At 57.0% G+C, this 22,993-nt stretch carries 34 protein-coding genes and 1 pseudogene; 17 read left to right on the forward strand and 18 right to left on the reverse strand.

Annotation, left to right across the window (positions count from 1 at the left end; translation table 11 throughout):
• Positions 1 to 244 precede the first annotated feature (244 nt).
• Complete coding sequence (locus tag APH34_RS21200) at positions 245 to 1,381, forward strand: sensor histidine kinase KdpD (protein WP_054902846.1); 1,137 nt, start codon at positions 245 to 247, stop codon at positions 1,379 to 1,381.
• 196 nt (positions 1,382 to 1,577) lie between these two features.
• On the opposite strand, the gene APH34_RS21205 is transcribed toward APH34_RS21200, so the two are convergent.
• The gene (locus APH34_RS21205; RefSeq protein WP_054902847.1) at positions 1,578 to 1,850 is read right to left on the reverse strand and encodes a PepSY domain-containing protein; all 273 of its coding nucleotides are present in this window, start codon (positions 1,848 to 1,850) and stop codon (positions 1,578 to 1,580) included.
• A 58-nt stretch (positions 1,851 to 1,908) separates the two neighbouring features.
• On the reverse strand, positions 1,909 to 2,343 hold the full coding sequence (locus APH34_RS21210; RefSeq protein ID WP_054902848.1) for an NUDIX domain-containing protein: 435 nt from the start codon (positions 2,341 to 2,343) through the stop codon (positions 1,909 to 1,911).
• A gap of 257 nt (positions 2,344 to 2,600) precedes the next feature.
• On the opposite strand from APH34_RS21210, the gene APH34_RS30055 reads away from it, so the two are divergent.
• On the forward strand, positions 2,601 to 2,891 hold the full coding sequence (locus APH34_RS30055; RefSeq protein ID WP_054902849.1) for a hypothetical protein: 291 nt from the start codon (positions 2,601 to 2,603) through the stop codon (positions 2,889 to 2,891).
• A gap of 12 nt (positions 2,892 to 2,903) precedes the next feature.
• Positions 2,904 to 3,131 carry a hypothetical protein gene (locus APH34_RS21220; protein WP_054902850.1) on the forward strand — a complete coding sequence of 76 codons (228 nt, stop codon included), beginning with the start codon at positions 2,904 to 2,906 and terminating at the stop codon, positions 3,129 to 3,131.
• A 34-nt stretch (positions 3,132 to 3,165) separates the two neighbouring features.
• On the opposite strand, the gene APH34_RS21225 is transcribed toward APH34_RS21220, so the two are convergent.
• Positions 3,166 to 3,456 (reverse strand): hypothetical protein, encoded by a 291-nt coding sequence (locus APH34_RS21225; RefSeq protein ID WP_054902851.1) that lies wholly within the window; start codon positions 3,454 to 3,456, stop codon positions 3,166 to 3,168.
• 242 nt (positions 3,457 to 3,698) lie between these two features.
• Here APH34_RS21225 and APH34_RS29320 point away from each other — a divergent pair, with 242 nt between their 5' ends.
• On the forward strand, positions 3,699 to 3,872 hold the full coding sequence (locus APH34_RS29320; RefSeq protein WP_156340949.1) for a hypothetical protein: 174 nt from the start codon (positions 3,699 to 3,701) through the stop codon (positions 3,870 to 3,872).
• A gap of 153 nt (positions 3,873 to 4,025) precedes the next feature.
• The gene (locus APH34_RS21230; protein WP_054902852.1) at positions 4,026 to 4,811 is read left to right on the forward strand and encodes a CHAD domain-containing protein; all 786 of its coding nucleotides are present in this window, start codon (positions 4,026 to 4,028) and stop codon (positions 4,809 to 4,811) included.
• Positions 4,812 to 4,821: 10 nt separating this feature from the next.
• Here the strand turns inward: APH34_RS21230 and APH34_RS21235 are convergent, their stop codons facing one another.
• Positions 4,822 to 5,211, reverse strand: coding sequence for an NUDIX hydrolase (locus APH34_RS21235; RefSeq protein WP_054902853.1), 390 nt, complete (start codon positions 5,209 to 5,211; stop codon positions 4,822 to 4,824).
• Between the two features lie 216 nt (positions 5,212 to 5,427).
• On the opposite strand from APH34_RS21235, the gene APH34_RS21240 reads away from it, so the two are divergent.
• Positions 5,428 to 5,811 carry an NUDIX domain-containing protein gene (locus APH34_RS21240; RefSeq protein ID WP_054902854.1) on the forward strand — a complete coding sequence of 128 codons (384 nt, stop codon included), beginning with the start codon at positions 5,428 to 5,430 and terminating at the stop codon, positions 5,809 to 5,811.
• A 126-nt stretch (positions 5,812 to 5,937) separates the two neighbouring features.
• Here APH34_RS21240 and APH34_RS30060 read toward each other — a convergent pair whose 3' ends face one another.
• Complete coding sequence (locus APH34_RS30060; RefSeq protein WP_054902876.1) at positions 5,938 to 6,249, reverse strand: hypothetical protein; 312 nt, start codon at positions 6,247 to 6,249, stop codon at positions 5,938 to 5,940.
• Between the two features lie 280 nt (positions 6,250 to 6,529).
• On the opposite strand from APH34_RS30060, the gene APH34_RS21250 reads away from it, so the two are divergent.
• From APH34_RS21250 to APH34_RS21260, 3 genes are read left to right on the forward strand one after another with little or no spacing between them, the layout of a single operon-like run.
• Positions 6,530 to 7,732 carry a zinc-dependent alcohol dehydrogenase gene (locus tag APH34_RS21250; protein ID WP_054902855.1) on the forward strand — a complete coding sequence of 401 codons (1,203 nt, stop codon included), beginning with the start codon at positions 6,530 to 6,532 and terminating at the stop codon, positions 7,730 to 7,732.
• A 13-nt stretch (positions 7,733 to 7,745) separates the two neighbouring features.
• On the forward strand, positions 7,746 to 7,979 hold the full coding sequence (locus tag APH34_RS21255; protein ID WP_054902856.1) for a PLD nuclease N-terminal domain-containing protein: 234 nt from the start codon (positions 7,746 to 7,748) through the stop codon (positions 7,977 to 7,979).
• A 32-nt stretch (positions 7,980 to 8,011) separates the two neighbouring features.
• Complete coding sequence (locus APH34_RS21260; protein WP_054902857.1) at positions 8,012 to 9,337, forward strand: SDR family oxidoreductase; 1,326 nt, start codon at positions 8,012 to 8,014, stop codon at positions 9,335 to 9,337.
• 51 nt (positions 9,338 to 9,388) lie between these two features.
• Here APH34_RS21260 and APH34_RS21265 read toward each other — a convergent pair whose 3' ends face one another.
• Positions 9,389 to 9,667 (reverse strand): hypothetical protein, encoded by a 279-nt coding sequence (locus tag APH34_RS21265; RefSeq protein WP_054902858.1) that lies wholly within the window; start codon positions 9,665 to 9,667, stop codon positions 9,389 to 9,391.
• Between the two features lie 266 nt (positions 9,668 to 9,933).
• Here APH34_RS21265 and APH34_RS21270 point away from each other — a divergent pair, with 266 nt between their 5' ends.
• Both APH34_RS21270 and APH34_RS21275 read left to right on the forward strand, forming a co-directional pair.
• Positions 9,934 to 10,386, forward strand: coding sequence for a response regulator (locus APH34_RS21270; RefSeq protein ID WP_054902859.1), 453 nt, complete (start codon positions 9,934 to 9,936; stop codon positions 10,384 to 10,386).
• Between the two features lie 160 nt (positions 10,387 to 10,546).
• Positions 10,547 to 10,741: pseudogene (locus APH34_RS21275) on the forward strand (general stress protein); the annotation flags it as partial.
• A gap of 59 nt (positions 10,742 to 10,800) precedes the next feature.
• On the opposite strand, the gene APH34_RS21280 reads toward APH34_RS21275, so the two are convergent.
• Entirely contained in the window at positions 10,801 to 12,144 is a 1,344-nt protein-coding gene (locus tag APH34_RS21280; protein ID WP_054902861.1) for a sodium:proton antiporter, read from the reverse strand.
• A 166-nt stretch (positions 12,145 to 12,310) separates the two neighbouring features.
• On the opposite strand from APH34_RS21280, the gene APH34_RS21285 reads away from it, so the two are divergent.
• Positions 12,311 to 12,727 carry a low affinity iron permease family protein gene (locus APH34_RS21285; protein ID WP_054902862.1) on the forward strand — a complete coding sequence of 139 codons (417 nt, stop codon included), beginning with the start codon at positions 12,311 to 12,313 and terminating at the stop codon, positions 12,725 to 12,727.
• Here the strand turns inward: APH34_RS21285 and APH34_RS21290 are convergent.
• The 9 genes from APH34_RS21290 to APH34_RS21325 all read right to left on the reverse strand — a co-directional run bounded on the left by APH34_RS21290 (position 12,724) and on the right by APH34_RS21325 (position 18,467).
• Positions 12,724 to 13,158: a response regulator gene (locus APH34_RS21290; RefSeq protein WP_054902863.1), complete on the reverse strand. Its 435-nt coding sequence runs from the start codon at positions 13,156 to 13,158 to the stop codon at positions 12,724 to 12,726. The genes APH34_RS21285 and APH34_RS21290 overlap by 4 nt on opposite strands.
• An 82-nt stretch (positions 13,159 to 13,240) precedes the next feature.
• Entirely contained in the window at positions 13,241 to 13,675 is a 435-nt protein-coding gene (locus tag APH34_RS21295) for a hypothetical protein (protein WP_054902864.1), read from the reverse strand.
• A complete protein-coding gene (locus APH34_RS21300; RefSeq protein WP_054902865.1) occupies positions 13,672 to 13,896 on the reverse strand; it encodes a DUF2188 domain-containing protein in 225 nt (74 codons plus the stop codon). The genes APH34_RS21295 and APH34_RS21300 overlap by 4 nt, the downstream gene beginning before the upstream one ends.
• Before the next feature lie 16 nt (positions 13,897 to 13,912).
• Positions 13,913 to 14,071 carry a hypothetical protein gene (locus tag APH34_RS29615; RefSeq protein WP_172455977.1) on the reverse strand — a complete coding sequence of 53 codons (159 nt, stop codon included), beginning with the start codon at positions 14,069 to 14,071 and terminating at the stop codon, positions 13,913 to 13,915.
• Between the two features lie 38 nt (positions 14,072 to 14,109).
• The gene (locus APH34_RS21305) at positions 14,110 to 14,403 is read right to left on the reverse strand and encodes a DUF6555 family protein (RefSeq protein WP_054902866.1); all 294 of its coding nucleotides are present in this window, start codon (positions 14,401 to 14,403) and stop codon (positions 14,110 to 14,112) included.
• 116 nt (positions 14,404 to 14,519) lie between these two features.
• The gene (locus tag APH34_RS21310; RefSeq protein ID WP_054902867.1) at positions 14,520 to 15,617 is read right to left on the reverse strand and encodes a catalase family protein; all 1,098 of its coding nucleotides are present in this window, start codon (positions 15,615 to 15,617) and stop codon (positions 14,520 to 14,522) included.
• A 55-nt stretch (positions 15,618 to 15,672) separates the two neighbouring features.
• Complete coding sequence (locus APH34_RS21315; protein ID WP_245353424.1) at positions 15,673 to 16,620, reverse strand: alpha/beta hydrolase; 948 nt, start codon at positions 16,618 to 16,620, stop codon at positions 15,673 to 15,675.
• A 216-nt stretch (positions 16,621 to 16,836) separates the two neighbouring features.
• Complete coding sequence (locus tag APH34_RS21320) at positions 16,837 to 17,910, reverse strand: peptidase M42 (protein ID WP_054902869.1); 1,074 nt, start codon at positions 17,908 to 17,910, stop codon at positions 16,837 to 16,839.
• Positions 17,911 to 17,942: 32 nt separating this feature from the next.
• Positions 17,943 to 18,467 (reverse strand): hypothetical protein, encoded by a 525-nt coding sequence (locus APH34_RS21325; protein ID WP_054902870.1) that lies wholly within the window; start codon positions 18,465 to 18,467, stop codon positions 17,943 to 17,945.
• Between the two features lie 196 nt (positions 18,468 to 18,663).
• Here APH34_RS21325 and APH34_RS21330 point away from each other — a divergent pair, with 196 nt between their 5' ends.
• Complete coding sequence (locus APH34_RS21330) at positions 18,664 to 19,521, forward strand: SDR family oxidoreductase (RefSeq protein WP_054902871.1); 858 nt, start codon at positions 18,664 to 18,666, stop codon at positions 19,519 to 19,521.
• A 52-nt stretch (positions 19,522 to 19,573) separates the two neighbouring features.
• Here APH34_RS21330 and APH34_RS29620 read toward each other — a convergent pair whose 3' ends face one another.
• Positions 19,574 to 19,735, reverse strand: coding sequence for a hypothetical protein (locus APH34_RS29620; protein ID WP_172455974.1), 162 nt, complete (start codon positions 19,733 to 19,735; stop codon positions 19,574 to 19,576).
• A gap of 153 nt (positions 19,736 to 19,888) precedes the next feature.
• Between APH34_RS29620 and APH34_RS21335 the strand changes: the two genes are divergently transcribed.
• The 3 genes from APH34_RS21335 to APH34_RS21345 all read left to right on the forward strand — a co-directional run bounded on the left by APH34_RS21335 (position 19,889) and on the right by APH34_RS21345 (position 21,363).
• Positions 19,889 to 20,392 carry a CinA family protein gene (locus APH34_RS21335; protein ID WP_054902872.1) on the forward strand — a complete coding sequence of 168 codons (504 nt, stop codon included), beginning with the start codon at positions 19,889 to 19,891 and terminating at the stop codon, positions 20,390 to 20,392.
• A 65-nt stretch (positions 20,393 to 20,457) separates the two neighbouring features.
• Entirely contained in the window at positions 20,458 to 20,910 is a 453-nt protein-coding gene (locus APH34_RS21340) for a hypothetical protein (protein ID WP_082422865.1), read from the forward strand.
• A 9-nt stretch (positions 20,911 to 20,919) separates the two neighbouring features.
• On the forward strand, positions 20,920 to 21,363 hold the full coding sequence (locus APH34_RS21345) for a DUF421 domain-containing protein (protein WP_054902874.1): 444 nt from the start codon (positions 20,920 to 20,922) through the stop codon (positions 21,361 to 21,363).
• Positions 21,364 to 21,398: 35 nt separating this feature from the next.
• Here APH34_RS21345 and APH34_RS29625 read toward each other — a convergent pair whose 3' ends face one another.
• Positions 21,399 to 21,539, reverse strand: coding sequence for a hypothetical protein (locus APH34_RS29625; RefSeq protein WP_172455975.1), 141 nt, complete (start codon positions 21,537 to 21,539; stop codon positions 21,399 to 21,401).
• A gap of 341 nt (positions 21,540 to 21,880) precedes the next feature.
• Between APH34_RS29625 and APH34_RS21350 the strand changes: the two genes are divergently transcribed.
• Positions 21,881 to 22,993, forward strand: a 1,113-nt coding sequence (locus tag APH34_RS21350; protein ID WP_371263318.1) for a glycoside hydrolase family 15 protein, incomplete at its 3' end; no start/stop codon positions are given.

The following is a 22,993-nucleotide window of genomic DNA, read 5'->3' on the forward strand; positions in this document are numbered from 1 at the left end:
AAGCGTATCGCCTGTTGGACAAAGCAGTTCGACGAGGATGCCTCTGGGCAACCCAGAGCTGAACTGCCGAGATTATCAGCGTGCTCAATTCCTTTGGCGAGTGACAGCAGTCGCCCCGTAGCGGACGCTTGCTTTAGTATCAAATCAGTCGCGTTGCGCTGGAAGTCACCAACCAGATGCCAGGGAGCTACGCTTCTACAGACTCAACGGAAAAGATACGCGATTAGGACGGAGGGCAGGCTGCATGCGGTTGTCGACATTCATCACTCAGCACATGGGCAGCATCCTGCAGGCTTGGGAGGATTTCGCTCGTACCGTTGAATTACCTCGCGAAGCGCTTAGTGACAAGGGCTTAAGAAATCATGCCGCCTTCATCCTCCAAGCCGTGGCTCGCGATATGGATACACCACAGAGCTTGCAGCAGGAGATCGATAAATCGCAGGGTTTAGGCCCAGCTATTGAGGGCGAAAGCGCTGCTGAGACTCATGCCGTACTTCGCCTTCTGGATGGATTTACCCTCGATCAGATGGTATCCGAGTACAGAGCCCTCAGATCCAGCGTGCTCAGGCTTTGGCTTTCACAGGAAGCATCACTCGATCAAGCGGATCGTGTACCCGAAATAATCCGTTTCAACGAAGCTATCGATCAGGCTCTTGTAGAGTCCATCGCATCCTATGGCAAGGCTGTCGATACCACACGCAAAATGGTGCTGGGGGTACTGGGTCACGATCTTCGATCACCACTAACGGCCATTAAAATGGGAGCGGCGCTGCTTACCAGAGCCAAGCAGTGGGGAGACCGTGAACAGAGCTTGGCGGTGCAGATCGATACGAGTGCCGAACGTGCCAATCAGTTGGTAAACGATCTACTGGATCTCGCCAGATGCAACCTGGGCCTGGGCATCACGGTGCAACGTCAGGATATCGATCTGACTTCGTTGTGTGCCAGGGTTGTACAAGAGGTCTGCTTCGCCCATCCACAGATTAACGTTGTTTTCGAACGTACCGATGCACTGCCGGCGAGCGTCGATCCGCTACGCATGAGCCAGGTGATATCCAATCTGATGGTAAATGCCATACGACACGGGGATGTTGAGCGGCCGATTCGAGTAGGTGCTAGCTGCGTTGAGAACATGGCCGTAATTGAGGTACACAACTGGGGAAAACCAATCTCTGCCGACCAGATCACCTACCTATTTGATCCTGAAGCACGCTTAACACGCGCAAGTCGTGCTGACGGTGAGCAGAGCCAAGGTCTAGGGCTAGGGTTGTTCATAGCCAAGGAAATCACGGCCAGCCATGCCGGCAGCATTCAAGTCGTATCTAGCCCTGAGCAAGGCACGACTTTTCGAGTGAGCTTTCCGAGACAGCCATCGACATAATCCCTGTTATTAGAACGAGCGAAAAGCTTGCTCTTTGACCTTGGGGAGAAACCTCAAGGTTAGCTGGGTCGATAGCCGCCGCTTGCTTCCGTTGCCAGGAGACTGGCCCAGAAACGCCGAAATCCGTTTGGGATGACTAACGAAAAAAAGCCCGCGCCTTAGGCACGGGCCGCTCAGAGAGCAACACCCGCCCTGATCAGTTATCCAGCTCGTCTTTGATAATCTTGCCGTCGTGCGGATCAACCTGGAACTCGTATTGCTTGCCATCAGCCTTGATACCCTCGCCTTCCCAGTGACCATCGTCAGCTTCGATCTTGGTAATCTGGGTGTAGCCTGCGCCTTTCAAGGTGGCCTCAGCCTGATCCTTGTTCACCTTCCAGTCAGCACCGGGCGTATCAGCCCATGCAGAAGTAGCCCCCATAGCACCAACCAACGCCAGGCCAGTGAACACTCGTGTCATCGCTTTCATCACTAACTTCCTTTTTTCATGACAGTTAACGATCCGACCCGAACGCTGATCTTGACGTTCAGTTTGTGTTGAAAGACGAGACTGATTCCGGGCACCCATCATGGTGAACGAGCTCCTGCAGGTCTCGTGAAAGCAAAGCAGCGGCTGTGGGTTTCAGCATGGTTGAACTCAGCTCCTCCCAACAAATCCACTTACAATGAACGATGCCTCTGCCAAGCGCGACGCAGCAACCGTCGGGTACGTCAGTCGTAAAAATATGGTGGAGAACATTGCCTACCTCGACGGTGCCCACAGCGTTCAAGCCTGAGCAATGAAGCGCCAGCGCCTTCCAAAGCTCACGGGCAGCGGCAACGATTGGCGCTTCGCCGGTCGCGAGCACGCCGCTTGGAAACTTCCATTTAGCCCCCTTCCTGCGGACAAGCAGAACCTTGTCATTTCGTAAGCAGATGATCGTGGCCTTAGCTCTGACTGGGCGATGCGTAGTGACGCTCATAAGGGATCGCACCTAGAGAATGGGCGACATCCTTAACGCGAAAATGATCATCCATGATCTGATGATCCATGGCTGAATGCAGAGTTCCGAATTGACGGTTTTCCATGCGAAGAAGCATGAAGTCTCTGAATTCCCACCGGTCACATGATCATGAGTGAGTCAAAGACATGCACTGGAATGTCCTGAAATGATTGAAACCACCGATCTAGACGAAACGGACTAAGCTCGCTTGAAGGAGAGGTAATCAGGAGGCAAGGATGCGACATCGAGGAGCAGTATTTTGGGCTTGGGCAGATCCAGCTCTACAGCACCATTCCCACGAGGAAGAGCTAGATGATGGAGCCAAGCTCGATGTTCAGGTTCGGCTCTCCCGTACTGGCGACACGCAGTTGTTCATCGGGATCTACGAGCGCTCGGGCTTGGCCAGGATTGAAGAAGCCTATGCAAAACGGCCTGGTGAATCGGTAACTCGGGCCATGGCGTGGGGCGCGGGCAGGGGTCGTGCGCTGGCTCTATCCGCCCTGGAACGAAAGCAGCACATGGGGTAGGAGGACGAGACAATGGCTGATCAGCTAGCCCAATTTGACGCTGAGATCGCGTTCTTGGATCAGATAGCTGCGGAGCTAGAGCGCCAGGTTGGGCCTAGCCCTGTCACTCGCACTCTGGTCATCGCCTGGCTGACCGAGTGGGTGAAAAAGCCGGGCGCATTGAAACCCGACTCACCACACCTGCCTCAATCTCTCAAAGCGGCTTATACCGCCTGGATTCATCAAGAAGTGGATCACTGAGAAAAATTGCGACCCTCGGCTACCAGCACATTGTTTAAGCAAGCCGTTGCGAAGGCTGGTTTCGCTCGGTGGCGAGGCACCTCGCACGGCCAACCCCCCAGGCCAAGGCACGCGTCATCGACTCTCCTGGACGCGTGTCGAAGGCTTCTTCATGCAGTGCCATACCACTGCCGGCATACACGCCTATGAACATTTGAGTGCTGCCCGTTCGCGACAACCGCACTTGGATATCCATCGTCGTGCCGTCGTCCAGCGTCTCATCGTGAGTTCGGTGATGAAGCGTCGGGTCTGACCATTTCCAAAAAATGTCACCGCGTATGCGCATGCCGCTCTCCTACGACTTTAGTATTAGACAGATGGTCATCCCACCATAGCCCACAGCGGCTCTCATGCATCCAAATGGCCGGCAAATCCATTCATAATCAGACGGTTGGAGTTGTTACAGCGTTTTGCCGAACTGATGATAATCGATGAAACCTGCATGCTAGAGCGGCCCTGGCGATTTTCCTGCTGATCTATTTACGTTACCCTCCGCGCCGCCAAAACAACACCAAGGAGATGGCGGGCATGAAGATCGATATCCAGGTCGACGAACACGGATCAGGCTGCAAAGTAATCATTGACGGCCATCCAGTTTCGTTCGCGAATGCAGTTGAAGCTGAGGCCTATGTTGCTCGTCTGCAAGAGCGGCTGCAGGCCGCTCAACATGCCTTCGTAACATCTGCAGAAGCTTCAGCCTGAGCAGCCACCGAACCAAAATCTATACTCGCCCATCACATCTGATGTGTAAGCGATACGGTGAGTGGTTCAGCACCCGTACTTCATCAAGGGGGAGGACGAGATGGCGTTTGTTGACCTGTACGTTGCGAGTTTGTAGAGCTCGAAGTGACGCTTATGAATGCCAGAGAACGCCTTCTGGCTTCGACCGATGACGAGGCGTTACATGACATGCGGATCGCCGTCAGACGTATCCGAAGCTTACTGATCCCCGTCCGCAAGCTCGAAGGCGTGGAGCGCTTGAAAGCAGCTGCCGCCGAGGTAGGTCGACTTACTACTCCCACCAGAGATCTTGAGGTCATGGCGGGAGAGCTGGATACACGTGGACTGACCGAAGCCGCCCAGGCCCGAAGAAGTCGATTGCCTGATCAGTACAAAGCTATCGCGAAGAGTCAGGAGCTCAACGAACTGTTCACCGCCCTCGATCTCTGGCCGGCAACTTTCAGATCCTCTTCTGCTGGGCATGACGATAAAGCGCTGCGTGGGGCGGTGATGAAGTCACTGACCAAGCTGCTGGACAAGGTACATATCGCGGTAGATGACAAGCATCACGACCGCCATGAGTTGCGGATCCTGGTCAAGCGGGCTCGCTATCTCACCGAAGCATTTGAAGAGTTGTCGCCGCTCTCCCCTGAAGCTGCGAAATCGCTGAAGAAAGTTCAGGGTGCCTTGGGCTCATGGCACGACCACCACCAATGGTGCCTGCGTGTCCACGAAGAGCCTGATCTTCAACCTCTCGAAAGTCTCTGGGCAGAGTCGTCGGAGAAAGAACTGGCGCAGGCTGAGGCCGAACTGAAAAAGCTGAAGCAGCTGCTTCCGGCCATCTCGAAGAAGGCCCAGACGCAGAAGAATGAAGCGGACGCCGAAGCGCGCAAGCGCTCGGGATTTGAAACAAACGGTTAACGTGGCCTGATCAGGCGCAGCGTTTCAGGATGGTTTTGATCGGGCGCCTTACTCGACGCTTCGGTACATCCCTAGCCTTGATCCAACGACAAGCTTCGATCTCGTTTCGAGGGCGTGGTTTATCGTCTGACTTGCGGGCTTCGAACAGGTAATGGATCACCTTGTCTTCCCGGTACATCGTGAGGTAACGGAGCTCGTCGAATGCGAGACCAGTTTCTTCGGCCATCTCCCGCATAGCCGCCTCATGCGGCGTCTCGTCTCGCTCGACTCGGCCACCAGGTAGGTTCCACTTGGCGTTGCGCTTGCGAACGAACAAGACTTCACCATCCTTGCGATAGATGATGGTGGCGCGCAGCTTGATGCCTTTGCGTTTCGCTGTTGCAGTGTCCATTGCCTTCATGCGCTGCCCTTAACGTTGGCTGGCCTAGATCCGGCAGGTTCCTTGCCGAGAATAAATCTTCCGTGTGTCGGTTAGATGACCGGTGTAACGAGGGCAACGTTCAAGTTATCGGCGCCGAAGCGTGTAATGCCCTGCTCAGGTAAGTCGAACGCCTTTCGACGCATCAAGTGAACTTCACCAGATCATGAGAGCCTTCCGTCAAAGGGAGGACAAGTGATGAGCCCATCGAGAGAACTTCATTCCACCGTCATCTGCCTGCAGGCAGGGAAGGTATTGCTTGTACGCAAGGAGGCACCTCAGTGGTCACTCCCTGGCGGGAAAATCGATCCTGGCGAAACGCAGCTTGAAGCGGCACGTCGTGAACCACGGGAAGAAACGTGCCTAGAACTGACTGACGCTCAGTTTTTGGGGCATCACGTGCTCCAAGCGGAAGAGCACTGGCTGTACCGAATGGCCGTTCCGGCCAGCATGATGCCTCGACCTTCGCACGAGATAGTGGAGTGTCGCTGGTTCTCGATCCAGGAAATCACCAAAACCTCAGTCAAGCCAACCAACGTAGATCTGCTAAGACGAGAAGGAATAATCACCGCTAACGAATAGCCTGAATCAGCCAAGGAGCTTGATGTTCAATAGGCAGCAGCACTGATGAGTATCGATCAGAAAACTTGCCCGTCCCAAGAAAAGTATCGGTACGAGGAGAAATTTTCTGGTTTTGGCTGGGCTTGCCTACTCCCCCATCGTACTGAATGGCGGTCGCTTAATGCCTTTCCTATTTGGCTCATTGGCAATGCTTTTGGCCCGTCCTATCCCCCAAGCCAGCGCACGATTCATCGATTCGCCCGGCATGGCAGCAAATGCCTCTTCGTGAAGGGGCATTCCACTCGCGGCATAAACCCCGATAAAAACCTGGGTGGCTCCGGTTCGTGACAACCTCGTCTGGACTTCTATAGCGGTTCCGTCGTCCAGCGTTTCATCATAACTGCGGTGGGCAAGCGCGGGGTCAGCCCATTTCCAGAAGACATCACCACGTATTCGCATGCCAGCCCCCTTTAGCTTTAAAGCGGAACGGTTGAAGCCCCCGAGCTTGGGATTCTCACAGCTAGCCCTTTCGAACAGCCGATTATGATGGATGGCCACCGATTCGTCCCAGCAGCTCCATTTAGATCGCTCTGATATCGATGTGATCCGATTGGTTCAGCCAACTTTCGGATAGGCAGCGAATCAGTACCGCCTGCCTTGTTGGTCTGAACTTTGCTGTCCGCCATGGCTTCCCCTGCATACCGATCACGAAATTACGCGGCTGCAGGAGCTGACATTCATGAGAGCACTGACCTACCACGGAGCACACGACGTCAGGGTCGATAACGTTCCTGACCCGATCATCGAGCAAGAAGACGACATCATCCTCAGGGTCACCGCCACAGCCATTTGCGGTTCCGACTTGCACCTTTACCGAGGCAAAATCCCAGAAACCGAAGCCGGCGATATCTTCGGCCATGAGTTCATGGGCATCGTCGAGGACACCGGGAATGCCGTCACCAATCTCCAGATCGGCGACCGCGTGGTGATTCCCTTTGTGATCGCTTGCGGCAACTGCTTCTTCTGTCAGCACGATCTGTTCGCTGCCTGCGAAACCACCAATACGGGGCGGGGCTCGATCATCAACAAGAAGGGCATTCCCCCGGGCGCCGCGCTGTTCGGATACAGCCATCTCTATGGCGGTATCCCTGGCGGCCAAGCGGATTACGTGAGGGTGCCCAAAGGTAACGTCGGCCCGTTCAAAGTGCCCACCGACCTGGCCGATGACAAGGTGCTGTTCCTCTCGGACATTCTGCCCACCGCTTGGCAGGCGGTCATCAATGCCGAGATTGGCCAGGGTTCATCGCTGGCGATCTATGGTGCCGGGCCGGTGGGCTTGCTAAGCGCCGCCTGTGCGCGAATGCTCGGGGCACAGACCATCTTCATGGTCGATGACAACGACTACCGCCTGGCCTACGCCCGCGAGGCTTACGGCGTCATACCGATCAATTTCGAGCAAGACGACGATCCCGCCGACAGCATCATCCGCCAGACACCAGGCATGCGCGGCGTCGATGCAGTGATTGATGCGGTCGGTTTCGAGGCAAAGGGCAGCACTGCCGAAACGGTGATGACGGCGCTGAAAATCGAAGGCAGCAGTGGCAAGGCGCTGCGCCAGAGCATTGCTGCAGTGCGTCGCGGCGGCGTTGTCAGTGTGCCGGGTGTGTACGCCGGCTTCATCCACGCCTTCATGTTCGGCGACGCCTTCGACAAAGGCCTCACGTTCAAGATGGGCCAGACCCACGTGCAGAAATACTTGCCTGAACTTCTTGAACACATCGAGGCGGGACGCCTGCAACCGGAACTCATCGTCACCCACCGCCTAGCACTCGAAGAAGCGGCCATGGGCTACAAGATGTTCGACCAGAAGCAGGACAACTGTCGCAAAGTCATCCTGGTGCCGGGCGCTGCACCGGGCACCTTGGGCCCTGACTACGTGTAGAGGAGACAAGATCATGAATGAGGTCGCCAGCTACTTCTGGATTGCCGTCGCGGCAATCCTTTTACTCATCGATCTGTGGGCCATTGTCAGCGTGTTCAGAAGCGACAAGTCAGATGCAGTCAAAGCGGCCTGGGCCCTGCTGATCGTCGCGCTACCGTTAATTGGCCTAGGTATCTGGGGCGTTGCTGGCCCGCGCGGTATCAAGCGCGGTACCGGGCCCACTTCCGACGAGCACAGCAAAGGCTGACATTTCCGAGCTCCACTTACAGGGGTTTCAATATGATCGATCAAGCGACAGGGATGAAATCAGGCGAACGCTATCGCGTGGAAAACGTGGAGCGCGCTCATCAGTTTCCAGGCTTCTTTCAAGACGGGAAGTATTATCTCGGCCCTGAACTTCTCACCGCCGTGGGCTGGCTCGAAGGTACACGCTTCATCTACGACAGCCTGGATGCTGAAGGTGAGCCCGTATTTCCAAACCGAGCGGCAGGCACGGTCGAAGGGCTGACGTTGACCCTGGTCGATGGCACCTCCCTTGAGCTCTCGCGGATCGAGGCCAGCGACCCCATTGCACCCCTTGACCCCAGCGCCTCGGCTACGAAACGAGAAGCGCCTGACCGTGGCGCTCCGCTCAGAGGGCCTCTGCGCGGCAAGGTCGTGGTCATCACCGGCGCATCCAGCGGCATAGGCCGAGCCGCCGCGCATGCCTTTGCGTGCAAAGGTGCTCGCCTTGTACTCGCCGCACGCGATGAAGAGGCGTTGTTCGACGTGCTGGATGAATGCACCGATTGCGGTACGGATGCCATAGCGATCACGACCGACGTCACCCACAGCGACCAGGTTCAAGCGCTTGCCGCTCAGGCCGCAGACTTTGGACAGGGACGGATCGATATCTGGGTCAACAATGCCGGGGTCGGCGCGGTCGGCAATTTCGAAGAAACGCCGTTGGAGGCGCACGAGCAGGTCATCCAGACTGACCTGATCGGTTACCTGCGAGGGGCCTACGTCGCCCTTCCCTTCTTCAAGGCACAGGGCAGCGGCATTCTGATCAACACGCTGTCGCTGGGCAGCTGGGTGGCACAGCCCTACGCCGCCGCGTACTCGGCGAGCAAGTTCGGCTTGCGCGGACTGACCGAGGCATTGCGGGGCGAATTGACTGAGTTTCCCAACATCCATGTGTGCGATATCTATCCAGCCGTCATGGACACACCAGGCTTCCGAGACGGCGGTAACTACACCGGGCATGCGCTGACACCGCCAGGCCCCGTATACGATCCCGAAATGGTGGCGAAGGCTATGGTGGCCTGCGCAATCTCGCCTCGTGCTCACACCACGGTTGGCGCTGCGGCGCGCCTCGCGCATTTGGCCAGCTACCTGATACCAGGCCTGCCTCTGTTGTCAGGAAGGCTGACGCGCTGGGGGATAAATCGCAGCCCCATAGCCGAAGCATCATCAGGCAACCTCTTTGAGCCTCCGAGTGGCAGGAGGGGTATCGACGGAGGTTGGAGGAAGCCAAAAGATAAGACGCTCCTGCTGATCGGCGCAGCGGCGCTGGGAATCCTTGTGGGTTTTACCCTCACACATTCACGACGCAGGGATAACTAGAGGCGGTCTGCGTACCGAGGAATGAGCGTGATTGCGAGATCACGTTCGATCCTACTCTGCTGACGAGCTTGTGGGATTAACCGAGCGATAGTCCTCCCCTGCTACCGCTCTCAAGTAAGCAGCGTCAGCCTCCAGACGAAGATCGCGCCATTCCTGCCAGCAGATAATCCCTCGACGATCCATCTCATCGGCCTGGCGAAGCAATTCCTCATGATATTCGTCTGGCGAATCCATTCGTAAGGCCCTGCTTTCCAGCACGCGGTACCAGTCTGCCAGACAGTTGAGCTTCAGCAATTGGGCGGCAGAGAGGTTTTTCTCGAACGTTCGCATCAGGAGGCCTCACACGCTGATGGAGGGTTGAGTCACGAAAATTCCAGAGGTTCAGTAAAGCGGTGTCAGCGGCGTCGATGTGTCCAGAGGGTCGCACCGTTATAGTTCCGCTCAAGGATGGGTATGGACGGCACTGACTCAAGTTGGAGTGAATTTCTTGAACGCTGGCGATGTCGTAGTGATGGCGCGCTGCTACGTCTTGCTGGAAGAAAGCAAGCAGACCTGGATGTCCCTCCCTTCCTGCAGCCGCATGTCCGAGTACCCGTATGAAAGAGCTGCTTTCCGCTGCGAAGATAATTCGCCCAACTGTTCTCATCGTTGAGGACGAACCCATGATTCGAGAGCTTTTGACCCTGTACCTGGAAGAATGGGGGGCCATGGTGACAGCGTTGGCGACTGCCGATGACGGCAATGAGGCGTTGAGGAAGCAAGATTGGACGCTGCTGATAACGGATGTACAAACGCCTGGTTTACTCAATGGGGTTGATCTTGCCTGGATGGCAAGCCAGCAAAAACCTCAGACGCGCATCATTGTCATGAGCGGATACTACGAATTTGCAGGGAGAGTGTTGCCGCCAGGTGCGGAGTTCCTTCCTAAGCCGTGGCCAATAACCCAGCTCCAGGAACTGCTCTGCGCTCAGCTTAACCACGCCGACGGGGCTGGAAGGTCGACGTCTGCCAAGCTTGATCCTTTCCAAACGTTCGCGAACAAAGCTTAAGGACGCCACACACGCCTGCACCGGTTCTTTCGCGCAACCCGTCGGCCTCGGCTAAAACCCACGGAGTAAACACCCCGCGCCCCGACGTCCGAGTTGAACACAGACTTTCCTGTGTGACGACATGAGGTGAAAGATCATGGCTAACAACCAAACCAATCGTGGCCATCAAGGTGGCACTGCTCAGAACAATCCTGGCAATTTTGCCAATGATCACGAGAAGGCGTCGGAGGCAGGTCGCAAAGGCGGGCAGAGTTCAGGCGGCAATTTTGCCAACGACCGTGAGCGTGCCTCCGAAGCGGGCCGTAAAGGCGGGCAAAACAGCCACGCCGGCGGTCGCGGTAGCGAAAACCGCTAACTGGCGGTGATCCAGTGCCAGGGCAATAGCTGCCCTGGCACTTTTCTCCTGAACGGCCATCAGGAAACCCTTTCCTTCCACGCTTCGTATCTGGCAAGAAGCGGCTGGACACTCAACCCATGCAGCAGAATACTCAACGCCACCACTGACAGCACCAGGTTGATGCTCTGCGCGGCCAACGTGGGAAGCAGCCCATGATTGAGGGCATAGAACAGGTAGTAGAAGCTACCGATACCTCGGATACCAAACCACCCCAAAAGCCCACGCTGGCGGATATCCAGCACTCCCCGAGCCGGAAACAGCAGGATACTGATGGGGCGAATGACAAAAAACAAAGCGCCGGCCACCAGCACTGCCCGCCAGTCCCAATGCTCAATGAGCACTACCCCGAGCAGGGTCACCAGAAACACTTCCATTGCCCGTTCGATCAGGCTACCGAAAGCCAGCATGTCACCCAACATGATCCCCGCTGCTACCTGCGAGTCGTCGAGCCCTTTCAAATCGCCTTTGACGGCTAGCTCCGGCGCCACGTGCTGGTGACCCACCACAGGCTGTACCAGATGTTCAGCAGCCGGTTCTTCTGGGCTATTGGCGGTCTGCACCTCCGCCTGCCGTAAACCGAGGCCCGCAGCGAACACCGCGAGGAACCCATAGGCCTGTATCGACTCGGCGCTCACGTATGGCAACGCAATCAGGGCAAGGGCCAGATAGTCATTGGGCGAGACGGTGCTGTCGTCGTTGCGCAGACGCAAGAACAGCGTGAGCTTGCCCAGGCCGCGCCCCATCCAGTAGCCAAGCAACAGGCCTGCGATTACTGCCCACAGCATGTCCTTGAACAACCAGTCACTGAACCAGGCCTGGCCATTGTCCTGTTGCAGGAACAGTCCAAGCATGACGAAGGGAAACGCCACGCCGTCGTTAAGCCCTGCCTCACCCGACAAGCTGAAACGGACAAGATCATCGTCTTGGGCATCAACCACCTGCACCAGAGTTGCGAGCACGGGGTCAGTGGGTGCGAGGATCGCCCCGATTAGTAGCGAGACTCCCCACCCCAAGTTCAGGCCGTGATGCAGCACCAGCGTTACCCCACCGATGCAGATCAACATCACTGGCCCTGCTAGAAAAAAGGCGCTGCACCAACGGCGGTTGTGCAAGGGCAGGCGCAATTTCAAACCACTGAAGAACAGCGAAAACAACACCGCGACTTCTGTAAGGTGCTCCATCCATCCGCTCGACTTGCTCACGTCCAGCTGAAGAAAACCTAGCCCCGATGTACCCAGGCCGATACCCAGGGCAAGGCACACTACAGACGAGGTCACAGGGATCCAGCGCAGGTAGGAGGATGAGAGTGCGAGCAGCAGCAAGACTGCGCCCAGCGTGGCGAACCAGACGATGAAGGTCATCTGCGCAGAAGCCTTGGGAAAGTTTTCGAGTATTTTTTTGACTTTCCGGCACGCCACGTCGTTCCGCTGCGCTTAGTGGGTTCACCCAATACCTGAGGTAAATGTAAAAAAAGATTTCAGCGCTCCGCTGCGGTCAAACCCTATGGATCGCAATGGAGATGACGTCATGAAATTCGCCCAGTTCTGCCAATGGCTCGCCAACCACGCCGGTAAACCGAGCACCTTTTTGATCGCCGTGGTGTTGATCGCCATGTGGGCTGCATCTGGGCCCTGGTTTCACTACAACGATACCTGGCAACTTATCGTCAACACGTCGACCACCATCATCACATTCCTGATGGTTTTCCTGATTCAGAACACCCAGAACCGGGATAACGACATCATCCACGTGAAGCTCGACGAACTGATCCGCGCTACGAAATCTGCGGAGCAGTCGGTATTGGATCTCGAAGCGCTCGATAACCGGGAAATCCATAAACTTCGCAAGGAATATCAGGCGATGGGCAGCGAATGTGATCCCCACCATCAGGCGCCTGCTGAGCATCACACGGACGATGGTGCTCGGGATAACCTGCAGCGCTAGAGTCCTTGTTGGTCGAGCGGCGGGAGAGTTGAAGGTAAATTTGCAGGGTGAAGCGCCTGGCTAATAGCTTGAGCGAGCTCGTCTATCGACCACGGTTTGAAGAGGTAGGTAACGGGTGGCGTCACCTGAGAAGCATCAAGCTGGTAGCCAGAAGTCAGAATGGCGGGTAGTCCAGGCCACCTTTCGTGTGCCATGGAGATGAACTCCATACCTTTGATGCTTCCCGGAACACCATGGTCGACAACGATCAACGAGCAGTCGCTCTTAAGTCCCATCAAGTGAATCAAGGCATCTTCTGAGTTATCGAACGCATCGCAGGTGGCGCCCAACTCGATCAGGATGTCCACCAACAGGGTCTGAAGCGTTGGATCGTCTTCTACCACAATTACCGTCTTACCTGACAGCGACAAACCCTCGATGTCGAGCTTCATCACCTGCTCCAGTCCATGGTTAGATTTTCGAGTGTTTCACTCATCCGGACATGCGTCGATGGGGGCTAAAGGCCACCCATGCTCAATGGCCTTCCAACTTCGTCAAATGGGCCAAGCCTTCACGCATGAAAATCTCCACGGTCTTTGGGCCTACGCCCTCGAAACTCAGTAGCCAGCGCTTGAATCCCTCAGCATTTGATTCTTCCTGCAGTGCCTCAAGTTGAGCAGCAAGTTCCACTTCTACCTTGTTGCCAAGATCATGCAGTCGTCGGGCAGTGGATTCATCGTAGCGCGCATAGCCGGCCTGCCCGAGCAGTCTGACCAGTGTGGAATGAGAAGTCTGGGCAAGCTTAATCGGCGTACCCAGGCCCTGCTGATCGACAAGCATCCGGTACGCCTGCACTGCTACGGTGGCGCGGATGCGCTTCCCCATGAGAAAGCTGGCCAACAACCATCTGAACACGCCAAGGGCATCCGTGACCTCAATGCCGAGGTCACAGGCAGTTATAGTCTTCAACCTTTACTACGGCGCGGATCAGCAGATCGTGGGTAGGTGCGTTCCTCTTCGATAGTGCCATCCGCTTTATGGATCTTCACCGACGCCGTCTTGCCATCAAAGAAATCCGCAAGGGCGCTGACGAGCTCGTGCTTCGTCGACGCTCGTTTGGAGGCGCGTTCAGCACCGGCTTCCTTCAATTCCCATCCTTCTGATGTCGGGCTGAGGTGGTAATTGTCCATCGTGTGCTCCTCTTGGTTAAATGGCTTCGCCGTCATCCTGGATGTCTTCCTCTGCCTCGGCTGCCTCCGTTGCATCAGCGTCATTGAGTGGCGGCGACGTGGGCTTTTCCGGATCGTTAATGAAGGGCACGTCGCTTGGCCCTTTTTCTTCGGAGCCTTCGGTTTTCGGCTGCATGGCAATACCTCAAAGCAGATGGATCGGGGCGCCGGGCTTCAAGTACCTTCAGCAACCCCCGAGAATTTTTTGACTTCGATAGGTTGCGCTACGAATTCAGGGCCATCGCCGGCGAGCCGCCACTTCACCTTAGCGATGCCATAGCGCTCGGCCATCGGTCGACTGACCAACTTGATTTTCTGCTGACTGAATCTTGGGATGATGCCAACGCCGGCATCGCAACTGGCCCAGTGCCAAGCCACGGCGTTGTCCATTTTCTCCAAGCGGATGATGAACGTCCGATGGTCACCGTGCAGGTCATACTCGATTACGTACAATTGAAGTGCTGGCACAAGATCCGCTCCCTAGTTCATACGCTATTGAGCAAGCCGTAGAAGAGATAATTCCATTGGATTGCCAGGGGGCATGCACATCGCTCATGGATGGAAAATGTGCCAACTGCGTAAATTCAACGCGGTTCGTGAATCGGGCACCCATTGTGCGTAGCGCGAAACTGCGCTGACATTTCGTATGAGGGCCTGCGCACCCGCATGATGCCTCCCAGGGGACGATGCGCAGCCAACCCATGCCAGGGGCTGAATGCCATGCCATCATCGATGTCGCGTACCTTTTCATCATCCCAGGCGGCCTGCGGTTCGACCTCTACCCTGGCAACTGTCACGTAGGGGCTCAACGCTTCCGACCATTTCACTGATGCGTCCTCGATGGCCATCTTCTCGATGTCAGTGGCCAGCTGCACACGCAGCTCCCAGATGCCGCCGTTCTGCCTGAAAAACGCCTCTACGGCATGGCGAAGCCCGTCCGGGTCGCCCTTCAGCTCCACTTTGAGATCAGTCAACTCGGTTAGCGAGGGCGACACAGGAACAATGGCCAGCTTGGCGTAATAAGGGCCGTAGAGGATCGGCACCACCGTGGTGAAGGTCTCGCCCAGAATATGCGTCTGGGGATGGCCACCGAGGCTCTTCAGCGTAGCGCTTTCGCCGCCCACCGATTCGACCAGCGATTCCACTCCCCGCAGTGCGGCTGACAGTGCCTTCTTCATGCCTGGTGCCTTGTCCGTCGTCTTCGCGAGCATCTTCAGCGTTTTCAGGAACGCCTTGGGCGTTGCCGAGGTGAAGGCTTTGGCATTCTCGGTGACGAAGTCCTGGGTCACCTGCCCCTCACTGCCAGGTAGGCGGGAGCCTTCGACACCCACGATCTTCAGTGCCAAGCCCCTCGGGGTCGATACCTTGTCATCGAGCACATCCCCTGGGTTGGTGGAAAACCGCAGAAAGGCCGGCAGCGTAGCGGGCTTGGCAAAGGCACCTTGTGCCAGTTCCGCTGGCAGTCCTTCGAGGATGGTCACTTTCCCGCGCAGCAATCCGTGTCCCTTGGCATGGACACTGCGGTTGGCGTGGCCGTTGTCCTTGAACGTGGTTTCCATGATCTGCCGTAGGGTTTCAGCCAGCTCCCTGCTCGTCTCGGCTTCGTCATCCGGAATTTGCTCGAAAGAGGGCTGGAAGCGCAGCGGCATAATTGCAACGGGTGTATCCGGTTGGTTATTCATCAGGATTCTCCGGCTGCCTCAAGGGCACTGATTGGCGTTAACGCATGCTTGCGCTCTATTTGGCGAGGTCAGTTTTCAGGCGCTGACCCGCATAGGCCTGTGCGTCCTCAGCCTTCTTCACGACGGCGGCAGTGCCGAAGAACTCGTGCGTCACGCCGTCGTAGACTTTGCGATCTACCGCCACACCTGCTGTGCGTAGCGCCTGCTCCAACTGGGCGCCATCGTCGCGCAGCGGATCGATTTCCGCGTTGATGATGGTCACCGGAGGCAAGCCATGCAGGTCAGCCTTGACGAGGTTGATACGTGGATCCTGGACATCGGCAGGCGAACTGGTGACTTGGCCGATGAACCACAGCATCATCGGACGATTCAGCGGCATGGCATCGGCGTACTTGAGGTAGGAAGCGGTATCGGTGCTCGACTGCGCAACCGGATACACCGAAAGGACGTGTTTCGGTGCTGTCAGGCCAGCATCTCGGGCGCCCATTGCAGTAGCGACGGCGAGGTTGCCGCCTGCGCTTTCGCCGGCCAATGCCAGGCGCTCTGGATCCCCGCCAACGGAGGCGGCGTTTCTTGCCAGCCAACGGTAAGCCGCCAGGGCATCGTCATGCGCAGCGGGGAATTTGTGCTCAGGAGCCAAGCGGTAATCGACCGATACCACCACGGCATCGGCTTGCTTGGCCAACCCGCGTGCGCCGCCATCGTAAACTTTCCGATCTGCTATCACCCAACCGCCGCCGTGGAAGAACAGCACCGCTGGGAGAGGGCCATTGCCTGGCGGCGTATACACCGTGGCCGGCATGGAGCCTGACGGGCTGGGTATCGAGATTTCCCGCGTGGTGACGCCGGGCACCAATGACTCGGGGCTCGAACTGCGTTTCTGATCTTCCAGCACGCCCTTCACAGCATCGGCCATGGTCGGCTGCTGACGGGCCTCCTGAGGCGTGGTCTTCTCGATGGCCTTGGCATCGAAGCTGGCAAACTTGTTCAGCAGCTTCTGCATGTCGGAATCCGTGCGCAAAAGACTTTTGGTGCCACTCACAGCAAGCTCGGAGACCGAGCGCTTTTCAGGATCGCGGGCGCACCCGCCCAGCGCTATCGAGACCCCCAAGACCGAAACCGCAGCCACCCAATGGCACTTTTGCATAGGACACTCCCAAGGCGAGGGCGAAGGTTTCTTCGCCTGTCTTAAGCTCAGGGCGCCCTACTCCAATGGCGTTCAGCCAGTTCTTGAAATGTCGGACAGATGGGCATCCAGCATGAATTCGACCAGTGTTGCGGCGCAGGCCGTAATCCCCTCCAGAAGCACCATTTCGAAGCCATGGGTATTCTCGGTCGGTATAGCAATGCAACCAGCCCGGGCATCGATCCCGGCGCTCATCACCGCGCTTGCATCGGATGCAAAATCGACGAGCAATGCCGACTGGGGCTTAAAGCCGGCCTTTAGGCCAGCGGCGATCAGGCCCTGCACCACGGTGCGGCTGTAGTATCCCTTCTGGTCGCCGGTATTGATGATCGGGTTGGCCGAAAGCTCCGTGCCATATTCCTCAAGTACAGGGCCGACCTCGACAGCGATTGTAGTGTCGCCGGGCAGTCGGGAAGCTGCGTACATGGCGCCGGCATTCGACTCTTCCTCCAGCGTCGTAAGCACGAACCAAACGTCCTGCTTCAGTTTTCCTCGCCGTTCACTCAGCAGCTTCGCACAGAGAATGACAGCGCTCAGCGGAGCTCGGTCGTCGAGGAAGTGAGCGGCAATACAGTCATGTACCTTGAAGGGCTTACGCCAGTGCTGACTGAGCACGACTCGAGTACCAGGCCGAACGCCAAGTTGCTGGAGATCCGACTGGCTCTTGCGCGTGACGATATAGACATCTTTCCACTGAACATTTCCTGCCAGCACGTCTCTTCCATTCGAAGTACGACCGCTGTTGTGCATGGAACCGTAGGACAAAACACCCGGCAGGATGTGTTCATCGCCCAGGTTATCGACAGGGCAGACACCGAAGCTTATCGGTTGCGAACCACCTAGAGCGAGCACCTCCAGGGTGCCGTTCTCCAGCACATTTTTGACGATCATCGCGATCTCATCGAGGTGGGCCATAACGCGTATGGCTGCCTCTGGGCTACCAGTGCGGCCCCCACGAATCACCCCCACCACATTGCCAGCAGGGTCGATGTGCGTGTCATCACAGAATAGGCGCAGCTCGCGCAGACAAATGGCCCGTACTTCATCTTCTTGTCCGCCCGGCCCTCGGGCGTTGAGGAGCTCGGTCAGTAATGCCTCAGTCGTCAAAACGTTACCTCCATGTTTGCACGCAAACGTGTTCAGGCCAGTTGGATGTAAACCGAGTAGCTACCCAATAACACCCAGAACACCAGAAAGATCCACGGCGTCCGTAGCGAGAACAGCAATGACTTTCGATGCCCTGCACGCGAGGTTTCCGCCTCACAGAACAGCGGCGACTCGTCGTAAGCCAACCCCATCAATGGCTCGCTGCGCAGCAGGTGGCTCTGCTTGAACTGCCAGTGATCGATGATGTTGTACGCCGCCCGGATGCCAGGCCAGGCGTTGAGCGAACTCAGTACCCCGAGCAAGGCGAGGAACGCGGGCACGATGAGGGTGAACATCTCGCCCCACCCTTGATTGAGGTTTCCCATGGATGAGACGAAAGCGATGACCAGGAATGACTGCGCCGCCAGGTAGGCATCCGTACGGTTGGCCAGGATGCTGGTTTCGTACTGGATCTCACGCCGGTAAAAATCCAGACGCTCCTTGGGAGAGCCAAACATCCTGGCATTGTGCTCGCTGATCTCGTGCTCAGGGGTCGCTGGGGTAATGATTCGAGACACTCGCTACTCCGGGAATTGGGCTCCGAGCGAAGAGATGAGACTGGAGCTGAGTCCGGTAGAACAGGCGATGGGGCATGGAATTCAATTGGATTGATATTCCGCACCGCTCGTCGTACCAACCGCAGATTGAAACCAACACGCGCAGGCCAGGCTTTTCGAACCGGTATGAACGTTCTCAACTGCAGGAGCTTCTACCATGCGCGACTTCCCTACCCCACCCTTCCCTTCGCAGCCTCAAAATGTCCCCGGCTCACAACGCAAGATGGAGCCTTACCCGGATTGTGGTGAGCAGTCGTATACCGGCCACAATCGACTCGAAGGCAAGATTGCCCTTATCACCGGAGCAGACAGCGGCATCGGGCGGGCAGTGGCGATTGCCTATGCCCGTGAAGGCGCCGACGTCGCTATCGCTTATCTGAATGAGCATGACGACGCGCAAGAAACCGCGCGCTGGGTTGAGTCCGCAGGCCGTCAATGCCTGTTGTTGCCCGGAGACCTGGCGCAGAAACAGCACTGCTACGACATCGTCGAAAAGACCGTCAGCCAGTTCGGGCGTATCGACATCCTGGTCAACAACGCGGCGTTCCAGATGTCCCACGAGACCTTGGAAGAGATCGACGATGATGAATGGGTGAAAACCTTCGATACCAACATCACCGCCATCTTCCGGATTTGCCAGGCGGCCCTGCCTTCCATGCCCAAGGGCAGTTCGATCATCAATACGAGCTCGGTCAATTCCGACGATCCATCCCCCAGCCTGCTGGCCTACGCCACGACCAAGGGGGCCATTGCCAACTTCACTGCTGGCCTGGCTCAGCTGCTAGGCAAGAAAGGCATTCGGGTCAACAGCGTTGCGCCAGGGCCTATCTGGACGCCTCTAATTCCTTCCACCATGCCAGATGAAGCGGTCAAGAACTTCGGTTCGAAAACACCACTGGGACGTCCTGGTCAACCGGTGGAGGTCGCGCCGATCTACGTGCTGCTGGGCTCCGACGAGGCCAGTTATATAAGTGGCTCACGTTACGCAGTGACTGGGGGCAAACCGATCCTTTAGCGAAAAGAGGCTCGCCGAGTTGGCGAGCCTCAAACCGTTTTGCGTGGCAGTTTCAGCGTTTGTGCTGATCGTGATCACGGGCCGTTTTTTGCGCTGTCGAGTCATGTGATGTGCCGGTGGATCCATCCGGACGATGAGCATCGTTGTCTCGCTCCTCTTCCCCATGCGGCCTTGTCTGCGCACCTTCTTTTTGCCTGTCGCTCACTTTCTGCATGTTGCTCTCCTCCCATTGCCTTTGAACAAGGGAAGCCAATCCACGGGGCAAAGTTCAGGTCAGTGACACTTCAGGAGATGGGCGGGCAACAGGGGCGATGAACCAATTACCCCAGGCTCGCGTCCACCGCAAAACAAGCGAGTCGATTCTGGAATGGAAAACGACCCTGTACTGGCCGCCCTCGGCTATCTCAAAAACAACAAACTGATTTTGACCACCGCAGAATCGTGCACTGCGGGCTGCATGGTGGCTTTGTTGGCCGCGGTACCGGGTACAGGAGAGGTGCTGGAAAGCGGCTACGTCGTCTACTCACCCAGCGCCAAGAAACGCCTGCTGGGGGTCAGCGCCGAAACCATCGAACGATACGGCCTGACCAGCGAAGCAGTAGCTTGGGAAATGGCCTTGGGCGCCTTGAGAGACAGCGATGCAAATGTTGTGATCGCCACCACCGGGGTAGCCGGGCCGGCGCCCGAATCCGGGATACCACCGGGGACGATGTGCTTTGCGTGGGCTTTCGCCGGCGAGCCAAATGCCGTTTTCACGCGCACTCAACGTTTCTTCGGCGAGCGGTCTGAGGTCATGCGCCAAGGTGCCCTGTTCGGGTTGACCCGGCTTTCCTACTATCACCAGCGCTGGTTACGCGGTGAGCGCGCCTGAGGGCTGTGGTCATGTCGGAAGATGAATTGGTATCCAGACGTCACCCTGTTCAAGAAAATATGCCGATGCAGCAGCGCGTCTGGCGCTTCGAGCGCGTGGGGTGGTACGTGCTCGTGGCCATCGTATTGCTTGCCTTGGCAGGCCTCTTCGGTAATGGCCCGCTGAGCGATGCCGAGGTGGTGAGCCAGGATGGCCGGGTACGGGTCGAGTACCAGCGCCTCAGCCGAAGTGGCACGACAGACAGCCTTTTCATCACCGTTCAGGGTATCTCCGGTCAGCCGGTGGAGGTGCAACTTGAGGGATCGTTGCTTCGTAACGCCAGTATCGAGACGTTGCAACCGCAGCCGCAACTGTCGATGTCCCATGGCCAGGCCATGCTGTTCCAACTGGGTACTGGGCAAGATGGCTTGGCCACCTTGTACCTGACCCTTAGAAGTGATCACGTGGGCACTCTGGAGGGTAGCGTCAGGGCTGGCCCCCAAAGCGCCGTTCACTTTTCCACATTTCTTTACCCCTAGGAGTGCGTCATGGATTCGATCCTCCGCGCAGCCGGGATGTACGTCGCCCTCATGCTGCTGTTTCGCGTAGCCGGGCGGCGCTCACTGGCCGACCTGACGACTTTCGACTTCGTCTTGCTACTGATCATTGGGGAAGCCACCCAGCAGGCACTTCTGGGCGAGGATTTTTCATTCACCAATGCCATGCTGGTGATTGCCACGCTGATCGTTTTGGACGTCGGCCTTTCGCTCGCGAAGCTCAACTCCAAGCCCTTGGCCAGGTTTCTGGATGGGCACGCTACCCTGGTTGTTGAGAATGGACGTTTTCTGCATCACCGCATGCGTCGGGCACGCCTCACGGAGGACGATATCCTTGAGTCAGCGCGGGACAGCCAAGGCATCGAGAACATAGAGCATGTCAAGTTCGCCATCGTCGAACGCAATGGAAAGATTTCGATCATTCCTGCTGAGTGAGACACCAGGTAGCCAGTGGTAGAGCCCAGGCCCGATTAAAGTGCCAATATCGCCTGGCTATGGTCGATGGTAGGGATGGGCATCAATTCGCGCCGAGATACCAGCCAGGCCCGCATCCGCTCGGTATCAAAAATCTGACCCTCTTCCATCATCACCAGAATGAGCGCCTGGGACATTCGGTAACAGCCGCATTGAGAACAGTGTCGCTCTTCCCAGCCACTGGTGCATTCGACGGACTCAGCTTGCCCCGCGCAAATCAGACAACTCATGTAAGCCCCCTTTTGTTCTTGTTCCCTGCAGGGTAAATGCGAGGGGACGAAGCGCCCTTTTGTCTCGCTTTACATGAGATATCCATGCCAATCCTAAATTCCCTCTATTTGGGCGGCGCTCACACAAGACGAACCAGACGCCAGATAGCCCTGTCGGAATCAGAACACGTGATCTCGAAGGCATACCGATGGAAAGAGAACCGGTAGAAGCTCAACAGGGTGCACCTCAGCGTGATGAGGGTGGATGGTTGCCCCTGGAGCAGTATGGTGCGCTCGGCGATGGGCGCTCTGTGGCACTGATTGGTCTGGACGGTTCCATCGACTGGTGGTGTGTGCCGCACATGGATTCACCTCCCCTATTCGACAAGCTGCTGGCCCCTCAGACTGGAGGCTTCTTTTCCATTACCCCTAGCGAGGCATTCGTTGCTGAGCGCCGCTACCTGGCAGACAGCAACGTCCTTGAGACAATCTTCATTACCAGTCAGGGTCGTGCCCGGCTGACGGAATCCTTGAACAGTGGCCCTGCTGGACGCCTGCCTTGGGCCGAACTCGCCAGACGCATCGAAGGTATCGAGGGTAAGGTCGACTTCGACATCGCCATCGACTTCGGAACCCAAGCCGACACGGTAAGCCCCTACGTGGCGCCGAATGACAATGCCTGCGTTTTTCATGCGGGCCGAATACTCGGCATGTTCCTGCACGACCATCAGGTGCACATCGAACGCAAGGATGACATGGGCGTGCGTGCTGTCCTTAGCCTTGCAGCAGGACAACGCTCAGTGGTCGCAATCATCGCAGGACGAGATGAGCCCCTGGTGGTGCCCCCATTGGCCTTGATCGATGAACGCATCGACGGCTCGCATCGGGAGTGGTGCCAATGGTCGAAGGGGCTGGTCTACGACGGCCCGTACCAGACCCAGGTCATCAGAAATGCGCTGGCCCTCAAGCTGCTGCTGTCCTCTCCAAGTGGCTCGATCATGGCGGCAGCGACCTCATCCCTTCCCGAACGGATTGGCGGCAGCAAAAACTACGATTACCGCTTCGCCTGGATACGCGACGCTGGCTACACCATCGAAGCATTTCTGGGCATCGGCGCGCAGCCAGAAGCAAAAGCTGCATTCACTTGGCTGCTGCGCCGGCTGGATGAACATGGGCCACGGGTGTTTTATACCCTCGATGGTGCAATCGGTGATTGCGTGCGCCCGGTCGACCTGCCTGGCTACAAGAACTCCCCTCCAGTCGTCGGCAATGATGCCCGCGACCAACTTCAACACGGCGTCTTCGGCGATATCTTCGAAACAGCGCGCTGTTTCATTGACAGCGGCAATATTCTTGATTCCCCGAGCGCCATGCTCCTCTCA

Origin of the sequence: Pseudomonas sp. NBRC 111131, assembly GCF_001320525.1 — a bacterium.
Classification (GTDB): Bacteria; Pseudomonadota; Gammaproteobacteria; order Pseudomonadales; family Pseudomonadaceae; genus Aquipseudomonas; species Aquipseudomonas ceruminis.